This is a genomic window from Pseudodesulfovibrio profundus (genome assembly GCF_900217235.1).
Lineage (GTDB): Bacteria > Desulfobacterota > Desulfovibrionia > Desulfovibrionales > Desulfovibrionaceae > Pseudodesulfovibrio > Pseudodesulfovibrio profundus.
Map to the genome: position 1 here is coordinate 980,411 of NZ_LT907975.1, position 12,475 is coordinate 992,885.

Annotated in this window: 12 protein-coding genes; 3 read left to right on the plus strand and 9 right to left on the minus strand. The window is 50.0% G+C overall.

The features are described from left to right. Positions 1–82: 82 nt before the first annotated feature. A complete protein-coding gene (locus tag DPRO_RS04835) occupies positions 83–1,183 on the plus strand; it encodes an NAD(P)H-dependent flavin oxidoreductase (RefSeq protein ID WP_097011039.1) in 1,101 nt (366 codons plus the stop codon). A gap of 246 nt (positions 1,184–1,429) precedes the next feature. Beyond that, the gene (locus DPRO_RS04840; protein ID WP_097011040.1) at positions 1,430–1,840 is read left to right on the plus strand and encodes a rhodanese-like domain-containing protein; all 411 of its coding nucleotides are present in this window, start codon (positions 1,430–1,432) and stop codon (positions 1,838–1,840) included. 51 nt (positions 1,841–1,891) lie between these two features. Here DPRO_RS04840 and DPRO_RS04845 read toward each other — a convergent pair whose 3' ends face one another. The 7 genes from DPRO_RS04845 to ybgF all read right to left on the minus strand — a co-directional run bounded on the left by DPRO_RS04845 (position 1,892) and on the right by ybgF (position 8,083). Continuing rightward, on the minus strand, positions 1,892–2,398 hold the full coding sequence (locus DPRO_RS04845; RefSeq protein ID WP_097011041.1) for a peptidylprolyl isomerase: 507 nt from the start codon (positions 2,396–2,398) through the stop codon (positions 1,892–1,894). Between the two features lie 20 nt (positions 2,399–2,418). Beyond that, positions 2,419–3,369 (minus strand): tyrosine recombinase XerC, encoded by a 951-nt coding sequence (locus tag DPRO_RS04850; protein ID WP_097011042.1) that lies wholly within the window; start codon positions 3,367–3,369, stop codon positions 2,419–2,421. Beyond that, complete coding sequence (locus DPRO_RS04855; protein WP_097011043.1) at positions 3,344–4,306, minus strand: GGDEF domain-containing response regulator; 963 nt, start codon at positions 4,304–4,306, stop codon at positions 3,344–3,346. Before DPRO_RS04855 ends, DPRO_RS04850 begins: the two co-directional genes overlap by 26 nt. Before the next feature lie 28 nt (positions 4,307–4,334). Then, positions 4,335–5,171: an HDOD domain-containing protein gene (locus tag DPRO_RS04860; RefSeq protein ID WP_097011044.1), complete on the minus strand. Its 837-nt coding sequence runs from the start codon at positions 5,169–5,171 to the stop codon at positions 4,335–4,337. Positions 5,172–5,173: 2 nt separating this feature from the next. Continuing rightward, positions 5,174–5,584, minus strand: a complete 411-nt coding sequence (locus DPRO_RS04865) for a hypothetical protein (RefSeq protein ID WP_097011045.1) — start codon at positions 5,582–5,584, stop codon at positions 5,174–5,176. 99 nt (positions 5,585–5,683) lie between these two features. After that, complete coding sequence (gene dprA / locus DPRO_RS04870; protein ID WP_097011046.1) at positions 5,684–6,976, minus strand: DNA-processing protein DprA; 1,293 nt, start codon at positions 6,974–6,976, stop codon at positions 5,684–5,686. 21 nt (positions 6,977–6,997) lie between these two features. Beyond that, complete coding sequence (ybgF, locus tag DPRO_RS04875) at positions 6,998–8,083, minus strand: tol-pal system protein YbgF (RefSeq protein ID WP_232005708.1); 1,086 nt, start codon at positions 8,081–8,083, stop codon at positions 6,998–7,000. Between ybgF and DPRO_RS04880 the strand changes: the two genes are divergently transcribed. Continuing rightward, complete coding sequence (locus DPRO_RS04880) at positions 8,049–8,960, plus strand: hypothetical protein (protein ID WP_097011048.1); 912 nt, start codon at positions 8,049–8,051, stop codon at positions 8,958–8,960. The genes ybgF and DPRO_RS04880 overlap by 35 nt on opposite strands. A 99-nt stretch (positions 8,961–9,059) precedes the next feature. Here DPRO_RS04880 and DPRO_RS04885 read toward each other — a convergent pair whose 3' ends face one another. Both DPRO_RS04885 and DPRO_RS04890 read right to left on the minus strand, forming a co-directional pair. Continuing rightward, complete coding sequence (locus DPRO_RS04885; RefSeq protein WP_097011049.1) at positions 9,060–11,981, minus strand: chemotaxis protein CheA; 2,922 nt, start codon at positions 11,979–11,981, stop codon at positions 9,060–9,062. Positions 11,982–12,049: 68 nt separating this feature from the next. Next, on the minus strand, positions 12,050–12,418 hold the full coding sequence (locus DPRO_RS04890; protein WP_097011050.1) for a response regulator: 369 nt from the start codon (positions 12,416–12,418) through the stop codon (positions 12,050–12,052). Positions 12,419–12,475: the final 57 nt, after the last annotated feature.

Here is a 12,475-nt window from a genome sequence, read left to right on the forward strand (position 1 = left end):
ATTTAAACACGTGTTTACCTTGACTTGAACAACTTTTAGGCGCAAGTGACGTATAATTAGAAAATTCTAACGAGGTAAACCAATGAATCTACCCACTTTGTCGTTTGGCGAATTGAAGGCCAAACTTCCAATTATTCAAGGCGGTATGGGTGTCGGCATCTCCCTTTCCGGTCTTGCCAGTGCAGTAGCTAACGAAGGTGGAGTCGGCGTAATCGCCACTTCCATGATTGGCATGCGCGACCCGTTAAGGGCTAAAGATCCTGAAGCTGCTGACCATCGCGGTCTGATCGAAGAGATTCGAAAAGCCCGTGAGAAAATGACCGACGGTCTGCTCGGCGTAAACATCATGTGCGCGCTGACCAACTACGGAGACATGGTCCGCACCTCCATTCGTGAAGGTGTTGACGTCATCATCTCCGGCGCTGGACTTCCCCTGGACCTCCCCGGCTATCTTCGCGAGGTATCCGAGGACGTCAAAGCCGATGTAAAAACCAAACTCGTGCCTATTGTTTCATCCGGCCGTGCAGCTTCCATTCTGTGCAGAAAGTGGATGAACAAATTCGACTACCTGCCCGATGGGTTCGTTGTCGAAGGCCCCAAGGCAGGCGGACACCTCGGTTTCAAGGCCGAGCAACTGGATGATCCCAAGTACCAGTTGGAGTCCATTGTCAAAGAAGTCATTGATGCAGTCACTCCCTTCCGGGAAAAGCATCAGAAAGATATCCCCGTCATTGCCGCAGGTGGCGTGTACACCGGCGAAGATATTGCCAAGTACCTTGAGATGGGTGCTTCCGGCGTTCAGATGGGAACTCGATTCGTGGCAACGCATGAATGCGATGCTGACGAGGAATTCAAGCGTGCGTATGTCCAAGCCAAGGAAGAAGACCTGACCATCATCAAAAGTCCGGTCGGCCTTCCTGGAAGAGCATTGAAGAACTCATTTCTCGATGCAGTTTCCACCGGACTCAAGCAGCCCAAGAAGTGCGTTCACAAATGCCTGCATAGTTGTGCGGAGGAGAAATCCCCCTACTGCATCGCTCAGGCTCTCGTAAACGCCTACCGCGGCAAGCTGAAACACGGCTTTGCTTTTGCCGGTGCGAACGCATACCTCGTCGACAAAATCGTGACCGTCAAAGAGCTGATGAACAGCCTCAAAGACGAGTACGACCGCAGAGTCAAATAGATTGCTGCGACTATAGAATGCCGAAAGGCGGAATCGAAAGATTCCGCCTTTTTTTTGCCTTTTGGGCTGACACTAACCCTATACATAATCTTCCAGACTACTCCACCGTCAGGCTTGTGGGAGAATTAATTTAAGGGATGCAGTGATCTGCAAATAATTTGTGCCAAACCGTACTATTATAATTTCAACTAGAACAAATAGAGATATTCGATTACAAGACTAAAAAAACAAATGGAGGATTCACCTGTGAAAAAATTGATTATCGGAGCCCTGATGGCTCTCCTGATTCCCACACTGGCCCACGCAATGGGCTACAACTACATTTCTCAAGATGAAATGCGGTCTAGACTTGATGCCAAGGACCAGATGACTATTGTTGACATCTGCCCTATTGACCAGTTTGCCAAAGGGCATCTGCCCGGTTCCGTGGAAACCAACGCCTATCCGGTAAAAACCGACGAAGAGCGCGCAAAGATCGCCAAGGTCTTGCCCGAAATCAAGTCCTCCACAGAAGATGTCGTCATTGTTTGCCCTGGTGGACGTGGTGGCGCAAAGAGAACCTACGACTACTATGTCGAACAAGGTGTAGCAGAAAGCCGCTTGTTCATTCTGGAAAAGGGAATGAATGGCTGGCCTTACCAGACCGAATCCAAGTAAACGAAAAAAGGGGCTGCAAGGCCCCTTTTCTTATTGATATGCAGTATAAAACTATTCGAAACGACGGGCAGTAATGACCGAAACAGGATCGACAGGAACATCATCAAAGCCCTGATAGCTTTTTGTCTTACTCTTGCTGATTTTCACAGCCACATCCATACCGTCAATCACTTCTCCAAAGACACAGTAACCAAAGTTCTCGTCCTCTTCACCGGTATGATCAAGATCCGGGTTGTCAGCCACATTAATAAAGAACTGAGAGGTGGCGCTATGAGGATCAGGCAACCGGCCCATGGCAACAGTACCTTCGGTGTTCTTCAGGCCGTTTCCAGCTTCGTTCTCAATGGGATCACGGGTTTCCTTTTCTTCCATGGAAAAAGTCACCCCGCCAGTCTGAATCATGAACCCTTTTATCACGCGATGAAACAGTGTCCCATCGTAGAATTCACTATCCACATACTGCAGGAAATTTTCTACAGTCTTTGGTGCTTTATCAGGGAACAGCTCAATAAGGATCTCGCCTTCCGGTGTTTCCAGAAGAACCATTGGATTATCCATTTTCACTCCATTCTAGTGGGTTAGTCTCTTTCATCATCGTTGTGCCTGACTCCAGCACGTGGATGCGCCGAATCATATACCTGCATGATGCGCTGCATGTCCAGATGCGTATACCCTTGAGTCGTGGATATATTTTCATGCCCCAATAACTCCTGAACACTGCGTAAGTCTGCGCCGGCTTCAAGCATATGCGTGGCAAAACTATGCCGCAGCATATGTGGGTGAACATCCTTTGGCAGACCGGCCAACCGAGCCAGCTTGGCCACTATACGATTGGCGGCCCGACGATTCAATCGCTTGCCACTTCGGACTCCAATAAAAAGTGCCTGCTCCGCGTAATTGCCCTGCAACAGCGCATGGCGCTGCTCTATGTATCGCCGAATTCGATCGATCGAACTGTCACTGAGAGGAACGATGCGCTCCTTCGAGCCCTTACCCACAACCCGGATCACATCAGAGTCCACATCATTCAAATCCAGATCAATCGCTTCACTGATGCGCAGCCCAGAGCCATACAGCAACTCGGCCAATGCGATGTCGCGCAACCCTTCAGGGTCCGGCTCTATGTAGGTTTCCATCATGGAAACGGCCTGATCGACATTCAACACCTGTGCCTTACGCTTCTCCAGCTTCGGATTGCGCACTCCAGCGGTCGGGTCTTTGGATATGACCCTGTGTTTTTTCAGATACTTGAAATAAGCTCGCAGACTGGACAGCTTGCGCCCCATTGTCGACTTGGTCAGCCGCCTGCCATGCATTGCTGCCAGATACCCGCGCACATGGTCGCGATCAATCCTGAGCGGCTTGTCCAAGGACCGCTTGGAGCGGCCCAGAAATTCTTCGAACTGCTCAAGGTCTGTTCCGTATGAACGGATAGTGGCCTCGGAGTAGCCTTTTTCCACAGCAAGATACGCCAGAAAACCCTGGACCATATCGCCCCAAGATTTACTCTTTTCTTTGGTCAATGACATAACAGCTCTTGGGGTTTTCTTTGGCTTTTTTCTTCAGTCCCATGGCAATGGATGAGACTTCGCCATAATGCTTGATACGACCTTCGGAATTGACGACAACAGCTATGGAGACCGCCATCAAAGGAAAGACCTTGGTGTTTCCTTCCCTGTCAACGGATGTGATATTCCCTTTCTTGCGATCTTCCGGATCGTAAAAATGAGGCACGATATCATCAAAAGCCTTGATTATTCGCTGGCATGCATCTTCGACTTTGTCGGGAGGCAAAATAAACACAAAATCATCGCCCCCAACATGCCCCACAAAACTCATCACCCCCGGGTAGCTCCGAATGGTGTTCACGATTAACCGTGCCGACATCATCAGAATTTCATCGCCTCTGGAAAAACCGTATTTGTCATTGTAGGATTTGAAATAATCCAAATCACAATAGGCAAGAGCAAAATCTTCCTGATCATCGATGAGAGACTGTATTCTCTGGATAATAGAGGTGTTCCCGGGGAGTTTTGACAAAGGATTCGCGTCGAGTGCGCGCATGGCGCGACAGAGAGTCAGGTTGATGCGATCGCGCACCTCAGAAGGATTGAATGGGCGCACCAGAAAGTCATCCACTTCGACCTTGTTCCAATTCCATGGCTCTTCCACATCAACAGGGTCGACACACATGACAACAGGAAGCTGCCTGTAGACATTCTCACTTTTAACGAGATTGGCGACTTCCTTGCCGGAGATGTCCTGCAGTCTGTTATCTACGAGCAGCAGATCCGGTGGCTCATTGAACATGTGCTCGATGGCTGTTCCGCCATACTCGAACACACGAAATTCCAAAACATCCGGAGCCCAGAGACTTTGAAGCAATTCTGCAAGCGCCTTGTCCGGTGACAATAAAAACGCCGTCTGTTTGCGTTGAAAAAGCGATTCTTCCAGAGTTTGAGTCATGAGTGGAATCTAGCAGAGGTAGCGGTAATTAGAAAGTCAGATCAGACACCTCAAGGAATTGATCAGCCATCTCGTCCATGACTTTATCGAGGTCGGACATTTTAAAATTCAGCCCCATGAGAGCCTCCGGGCGGAGATACGCCGTCTGATCATCACCTGAATTCCCAAACTCGAAAAGACGAACCAGATAATCGCCGATATGGACCACGCAGGACATGGGTTTGTAGAACTCCGCTAGTTGTGGGGAGTGATGACGGCTCATGGCCTCGCGAATATTGGGCGGCAACCCCCAATGCCGTGCAAGCCACGCATTGATGCGATCATGCCCGAACCCGAGCACATCCTTTTCCGCCTCAAAATACGTCAGCTCTTTGGCTTTGACCGTATCTATGATCCGAGCATGCACATCCGGCAACTGAACTGCTGTGACAACTTTTCCAAGGTCGTGGAGCAACCCGGCCACGGCATACTCTTCCGGGTCTTCAAATCCGGCGCGACGGGCAATGATGTTGCAGGCGGTTGCACAGCCGAGGGAATGCTCCCACAACCCTTTCATGGCTTGAACCATCATATCGAATACCGAAGTGGAAATGATGATCCCGCGAATAACATTGAACCCGAGCAAAACAAGAGCATGCTGGATGGAGCTGATGCGACCGGGGAACCCGTAGATGGGCGAGTTGACCATCTTCAGCACTTTGGCAGAAAGCACCTGATCGGTGGCAATCACCTTGGCTATAGCTTCGCTGGATGTCTCGGGGTTCTCAATCAAAGTTGTCACTTCATCGAGGACATGAGGCAAGGTAGGCAAATCCTTAACCGCAAGGATTTCACCTTTGATGGTTGTTTTGAGATCCTGTTCCATTGTTATGCCTCACCATCGTTGTTGTCATCGATATTTTGAGCCGTGCTGTCCTCTTGCTCGGATTCCACCGCTTGCAGCGCCTTTTGTCGCGCTTCCTGGGCTGCAGCTTTCATTCCAAAGTATTGAGCCATCCGATTTTTTACACGCATCATCCATTTATCCGAGGTGTGCCTGCGAAACAGGTGATCAAGCCGCTCCTGACGCTCGGCATACTTGGTGCCGGCCCCTGCTCCTCCCATATCCAAAGGATGACCCTGAACCGTAATCCTATCGATCTTCATGTTACGCAACCGATCAATAAGGCTATCCGTCAACTCCATCCCTTCAGCCATGATGGTCATACCACCTTCTTTGGTGACGGGCTTGGCCAACTTCATACCGGGCTCTGCAAGGTCGATTGGTATTTTCTGCATAAGGGATTCTATCAGATAAAAGGGATGATCCAAGAAACAATATCCATATGTAACAGCAAAGACATGACAGCAATAACTGAAGAAGACTAGGAGAAGGTGTTATCCCTCTTTGGCAAGATACCACATCCCCGGCAATTGACGAACCGCTCCACGAATTTCGAGCATTAACAGAACCTTGCTGATTTTTGCAGAGGTCCACTCAAGCGCCCTGCTCATTTCATCTATATGAACCCTGTCAGAAGCCTCAAGCATTCGCATGACTTCCAGTTCTTCCGTGTTCAGCTGTATCGACTGACGCTCCACGGCTGTCGGTCGCTTGGTATGCGTTTCAGCATGTCGCTTATCCCCAGGAAGCACAGACTCGACAATCGCCTTTTGCTTTTCACTAGAAGCTGTCTGAAAAGAGCAGGAGGAAGTCTCTAGGTCATTATCCAAAGAATCTGTTATCCCCTGCACATCTTCCGCATCCGATTCAGGATCAGGGATATCAGCCAGCTCTCTTGCAAAGTCATAGCGAAGTATTTCAACAATATCTTCCGCACTTTCAACCAATGCCGCACCTTGCTTTATCAGTCGATGACAGCCAGTGAACGTCGGCTGACCAAGAGGACCAGGAAGAGCAAACACATCCTTCCCCTGCTCCGCGGCTAAACGAGCAGTAATCAGACTGCCGCTTTGATGCGCAGCTTCTGCAACCAATACACCGAGAGACAAGGCACTGATCAACCGATTTCTAACGGGAAAATTCTTGGCCCGAGGCTTCTCGCCCGGCCCGAACTCTGTTACGACCAGTCCTTTGGCATTCAATGCTTTGCGAACATCAAGGTTGTCGTATGGGTAGTCAATGTCCAGCCCACACCCAAGCACAGCGATACTGCTGCCAATCCCCTGCAATCCACCCAGGTGTGCCTGGCGATCAATGCCCAAAGCCAGCCCCGAAACAACGGTAATCCCCACTCCAGCCAACTGAGCACTTATGTTGCGAGCGGCCCGGAGTCCCAAGGACGTGCACTCCCGAGCACCAACCACAGCAATTCCGGGGTTCGACAACAGGGTCAAATCACCTTGATAATACAGTGTCAAAGGGGGGTCGTGCAGGTTTTTGAGTGCATCAGGATAATACTGATCATTCCAAGTCAGCACTTCCATCGAAGTACGCTTGGAGGCCTTGAACTCCAACTCGGCCTTTTCTCGCCAAACCTCCCCAATGCAGCCCTGAACAGCTTTGGCAAGAAAGTTACTTTTTACCCCTTTGGCCTTCCAGGTTGAAGCTTGTTTAACAGCATCATAAGCACTCGGGTAAATACTCAAAAGCTGCTTGAACGCCACAGGCCCCAATCCAGGGGTATGCTTTAACGCCAGGCAGGAAAAGAACTCTTTATCGCTATTCATCTATTGGATCTGGAAAAATGCTTACCCACCAAGGCGTTTGAGTTCCTTGCGGGCCAGAGCTGCCGGGTTCGACTTGGGAAAATCCTCGACCAAGGCACGAAGATAAAACACGGCGTTATTGGGATCGCCAACGCGATCATAGGACATTCCAATCTTGAGCAGTGCTGCCGCCGCTTTGGAATGCTTGGGGTATCTTCCCGTTACTTCCTTGAAAGCAAGTATGGCTTGGGGATATTGCTTCTGGGAATAATATGTCTCGCCAGACCAATACAGCGCATTGGGAACAAGGTCACTGTTCGGGTATTTCTTTACAAAAGAATCAAAGCTGGAACGCGCCTTATCGAAATCATCGTTGTTGTATAAAGCGAGAGCCGCTTCGTAGGATGCACTTGGACCTGCTTTTTTGGGAGTAGGAGCAGGTGCGTCTTTGGGCTTGGTACGTTCTACGACTTTGGGTTCGGGGATGACAGGAGGAGGCCCTGGAACTTCATCCCACGGTTTTTCCTCGCTGCTTTGAGCAACAGGTTCATCAGCCTGAACTTTGTCCCCCTCAACCCAGGCACCCTCTTCCGGCTTGAGATCAGAGACCCAACCGCTCTCCGTGTTGCCATTCGCCATTTCCGGATCTGCAGTTGCGACTTTATTCGCCCCCATCATCTCTTCAAGGGCAAGCAGCTTGGCCTCAATTTCGGCAAGGGAATCCGCGTTGGCATCAGCCTGACGCCGTTGCTCTTCCTTCATATTGAGAAAGCTCTCTTCAAGGCTCTGTATTCGCCACTCGGTGCTGGCTGTCGTTGTAGCTGCGTTTTGCTTCATTGCCCCACACGCAGTGAGCAAAGAACAAGAAAGGGCAAGCAGGACGAACTTCAGATAATGCATGCAACAGTCTCCCGTATTCCATCGTAGAACATTTACCGAGAGATAGGCGATCAGCGGTTTTTTTGCAAGGAATCGTTGATGATTTGGTAATGGTTCCTGTAGTCGTAAATCTTGCATCCTGCCTGTTTTTGAGGCAAGTAAGGCACGCGACAGCAGTAAATGCATTGCAAATCCCTTTGGAGAAGACACCACAATGACTATGAATGAAACCCTGATGATGACGGCCATGATGATGGCCCCGGCGTTTTTCAGTCTGATCGGCATGGCTGTATTCGGCAGTCCGGTTGTTTCGCTGCTCGGTGAAATAACAGCCAAAACAAAAAAACGAGTCTTCTACGACAAGTACGGTCAGCAAACAGCAACTATGGGCGCAGTGCTTCTCGTCGTATTCATTCTTGTGGAAGCCGTTGGAATCGGGCTGCTGTATCAAAAATACCCAGACCTCCTTGCGTCCATGGTATCGGCAGACTCTCCGCTCAAGCTGGCAGGAATCGCTCTGGCAGCCTTCCTGTTGTTAGGCGTCCCCTATTCGCTTACATGGAAACAACTTCGCAAGAGCAAAGGTCTCCACATGGCAATGGGATTTGGCGCCTGCGCAGCGGTCATAGCCATGTTTGTCCTCGGCATTCCGGCAAAGCTGAGCATTGCCGTCACTTCTTCAGCCGAACAGACAATGCAACTGACGCCACTGCCACTCATCGCCATGTACCTTTTCTTCATGGTGTCCGCAGCAGCAGGAATGAGCTGCGCCTACCTCGTCATCAGGCGTCATAAAGATGATTTTGGACGCGACTACTACAACTTTGCACTTAAGCTTGCCTCCCGCTGGGCACTTATTCCCATGATTGGTTTCCTCGCATGTCAAGGATGGCTGTTTGCCACACTGCCGGAAGGTATCAAAACACTCGTTCTTGAGACTCCACTCGGCATAGTTTGGGGAGCCAGCGCTTTCTTTGGACTGCTTTGTCTGGTCATATGGGGCCTGATCGCCCGCAGTTCATCTCCTTTGCGGATCAAAGGGCTGACATTCACAGGAGTCCTTTTGCTGTGGCTGGTGCACACAGGAAACGCATTGCTGTTCGTCAACTTCATGTCCATGTCCTAAATCGACACGCTCTGAACCTTTTCAGATCTCAAGCAGAAACAAGACAAAAAAGGCCGGGAAGAATCTTCTTCCCGGCCTTTTTATTGGTTCTTTATCTATCTAAGCTTTAGTCGGCGGCAAACCAGCGCCTATGGGCGCTGTCTCCTGCTTGCGTCCCAACTGAGTGGACAAGCTGTATATTTCGTGAGGATCAAGGATCAAGACCACTGAACCGTCACCCATAATCGTGGCGCCGGACAGTCCCTGCAAATTGAAGTTGTTCAGGTATTGACCCAAGGGTTTGATGACAATCTCCTGTCGTTCAAGCAGCCTGTCAACAACAAGCCCAAGGCGACGGTCGTTGTCCTGAATAACTACCATCGGCAATACTTCGCGCTCATCTTCCTTCTGTGGCAGACCGAGCAGCTCCGAAAGTTCAACAACACCGAGCACTTCACCACGCAAGGTAACCGCTTTGCGCTTGTTGACATCGGAAAGCTTATCAACATCAATCTTGGTTGTTTCCGATACGGCATCCAGAGGAATGGCGAACGTATCTCCGGCGACCTGCACCATGAGTGCGTCAATAATGGCCAAAGTCAACGGCAAGGTCAGGGTCAACTTTGTCCCTTTACCAACTTCGGACTGGGTATGAACGCTGCCTTTGAGATTCTTGATATTGGTTTTGACGACATCCATGCCGACTCCGCGACCGGAAATATCAGTGACCTTCTCGGCAGAGGAAAAGCCTGGCGCAAAGATGAGATCCAGGGCTTCGCGATCGTCCATGGCGTTGGCCTCTTCAGGTGTGATCACCCCTTTACGGATGGCAACCTGCTTCAGCTTTTCGGGATCCATTCCCCGACCGTCGTCCTCTACCTCAATGGCAACGGAGTTCCCCTTGTGGTAGGCACGCAACCAGACGTGGCCCTTAATGGACTTGCCTGCCGCTATACGGGCCTGCTCATCTTCGAGGCCGTGATCAACAGCGTTTCTCACCAGGTGAACGAGCGGATCACCGATTTCCTCGACCACAGATTTATCAAATTCGGTCTCTTCGCCTTCCATGATCAGTTCAACCTGTTTGCCCGACTTTCTGCTCAAATCTCTGACAAGACGGGGGAAACGGGAGAAAACAGACTGAACCGGAACCATTCGCACCTTCATGATCGTGTCCTGAAGATCATCGGATATCCGAGCCATGGCGTATGTGGTTTCGGTCAACTGTTGCGCAACCACATGGACATCTTCATGGCCTTCTTCAAGGGCACGAGCGAGCATGGCGTAGCGATTACGGTTGATGATCAATTCACCAATCACATTCATCAAATGGTCAAGCTTGTGATGATCAACGCGAATGGTACTCGATGCTTTGACTTTAGGGGCCTGAGGTGCTGCCGCAGCTTTGGTGGCAGCCGGGGTCGCAGGCTTTGCTGCCGCTTTAGGAGCAGGAGCGGGAGGAGTGGAGGCCACAGGGGCTGGCTTCTCCGAAACCTGCTGTTGCGGTTCAGCTGGGACCTCTGCAGGCGCAGACACTTCCTCCACCTGAGCCGGTTCAGGCGCGGGCTTGGAAGGTGCGGGAGATACCTTTTTGGTTGCCACATTTTTTGTAGGATCAGGCGCAGCAGCACCACTCACCTTCTCCAGGGCAGCCAGAAGCATATCTTTCAGAATAGCAAATTCCTGATCAAGGATATCGAGCATCAGGGTGAAGTCCATATCGGTCTTTCGTCCCTGATCGACGAGGCCGACGGTACGACCTGCGTATTCCTTGATGTCATCAAGCCCCATGTAGCCAGCTGAATTCTGGATAGTTTGAAAAGTCCGGAAAAGAGCATCAACCATATCAGGCTGCCCTGCATCTTCCCGCAACATTTTCAATGCAATAGCTGCACTTTCCAATTGTTGATTAATGGTGGAGACAAACAGTGAAACATCTTCTGGATCATAATCACTGGAAGAAATATCTGCGACAGTCTCTTCCCCGCCCTTGGCATCTGAGGTCTCAGCCTTGTCAGCGGAGGCCTTGCTACCATTTTCGATCAATCCCTGCACTTCAGAAACATCCCCTTCTTCAGTAACCTTTTGCAGCATCTGGACCATCACACTTGTATCGATGGGGCTGACCTTATTGGACTCAGTGTCAACTTTGGACACGAGTTCTTCAATAAGGTCCACTGCTGCCAGCAATAAATCGAACAACCCCTGTGAGCAGGGCATGTCCCCTTTACGAACATTGTTGAGAAGAGTTTCCGCCTCATGCGTCAAAGCATTCAACTCTTTAAAACCAATGATACCGCTGTTTCCTTTTAGATTGTGGAAATAGCGGAACGTGTCATTGATCAGCTCGTCGTCACCCTCGGGCTCACCCTCCAGCGCCAAAAGGCACCGGTTCAAATTTTCAATAATTTCTTGAGCTTCTTCAAGGAAGTCAGCCAGGTGACCTTCTCCCACAGTAGTCAAAAGGTAGGGCGTATTGTCAAAGTTCGGGTCCGGCTGGGGGCGGAATGATGTTGTCATACCTTCGTTTCCTATATCACTCTCCGCGATGGAGGCATCAGATTCTACGGGGGCAGCGTCTTGATCTGCAGTGACTTCTTCAACAACCACCGGATCAGGACTCACCGCTGGAGCCGCATCATCCAGTTTACCTTCCAAAGCCAACTCGATCTTTTCAATGATAGGTGCGGTGTCAACATCGCCTTCAACACCTGTGCTCTCAAGGTTCTCCACCATGACACGTAAAGCATCGGTGGCAGAAAGGATCAAATCCATGATGCTCTCTGTTACCTGCATGGAGCCTTGACGTAACTCATCGAGGATATTTTCGGCTTTATGGGCCAAACCATTGATCTTATTTAATCCGAGAAATCCAGATGCCCCTTTGAGAGAGTGCATCGGTCGAAAAATCTCATTAAGAAGCCCGAGATTCTCCGGCGACTTTTCCAGCTCAAGCAAATTTGGCTCAATTGTCTCCAAATGCTCTTTCGCTTCAACAAAAAAGTCAGCTAATATTTCCGAATCAAGAAATTCCTGGCTCATCAAACACCTTTGTTCCTTTGGCTAACCTGCTCAAGATCGAGAAGATACAGCGCCCTACGCCCATAATACTACCCGAGTAACATTTTCACATTACGGACAAGCTTTTCAGGCTGAGCTGGTTTGACCATGTACAGATTGGCCCCCATGGTCAAGCCTGTTTGAATATCCTTATCCTGACCTTCGGTGGAAAGGACAACAATAGGTATGTCCTTGTAGGCATCCTGTTCGCGCACAGTCTTAATGAAAGTCAGCCCGTCCATACGCGGCATGTTGACATCTGAAACAATCAGATCGACTTCAGATGCGCTATAGAGTTTCTCGAGGCCATCCAGCCCATCTTCAGCGGAAGTGACTTTGAAGCCTTCCTTTTTCATTATAAAAGCTACGAGGTTACGTACGGTTTTCGAATCGTCCACTATGAGTATATGTTTCGCCATAACTCTTCGTTACCTCCGTTACGCGGATTGTGTGTTCTCTATTGCTCAGGTAACTAT

Bases quoted from the DNA above. Each gene is read 5' to 3' on its own strand.
- DPRO_RS04835 (WP_097011039.1), top strand. From the start codon at position 83: ATGAATCTACCCACTTTGTCGTTTGGCGAATTGAAGGCCAAACTTCCA.
- DPRO_RS04845 (WP_097011041.1), bottom strand. From the start codon at position 2,398: ATGGATAATCCAATGGTTCTTCTGGAAACACCGGAAGGCGAGATCCTT.
- DPRO_RS04850 (WP_097011042.1), bottom strand. From the start codon at position 3,369: ATGTCATTGACCAAAGAAAAGAGTAAATCTTGGGGCGATATGGTCCAG.
- DPRO_RS04855 (WP_097011043.1), bottom strand. From the start codon at position 4,306: ATGACTCAAACTCTGGAAGAATCGCTTTTTCAACGCAAACAGACGGCG.
- DPRO_RS04860 (WP_097011044.1), bottom strand. From the start codon at position 5,171: ATGGAACAGGATCTCAAAACAACCATCAAAGGTGAAATCCTTGCGGTT.
- DPRO_RS04865 (WP_097011045.1), bottom strand. From the start codon at position 5,584: ATGCAGAAAATACCAATCGACCTTGCAGAGCCCGGTATGAAGTTGGCC.
- dprA (WP_097011046.1), bottom strand. From the start codon at position 6,976: ATGAATAGCGATAAAGAGTTCTTTTCCTGCCTGGCGTTAAAGCATACC.
- DPRO_RS04880 (WP_097011048.1), top strand. From the start codon at position 8,049: ATGACTATGAATGAAACCCTGATGATGACGGCCATGATGATGGCCCCG.
- ybgF (WP_232005708.1), bottom strand. From the start codon at position 8,083: ATGGCCGTCATCATCAGGGTTTCATTCATAGTCATTGTGGTGTCTTCT.
- DPRO_RS04885 (WP_097011049.1), bottom strand. From the start codon at position 11,981: ATGAGCCAGGAATTTCTTGATTCGGAAATATTAGCTGACTTTTTTGTT.
- DPRO_RS04890 (WP_097011050.1), bottom strand. From the start codon at position 12,418: ATGGCGAAACATATACTCATAGTGGACGATTCGAAAACCGTACGTAAC.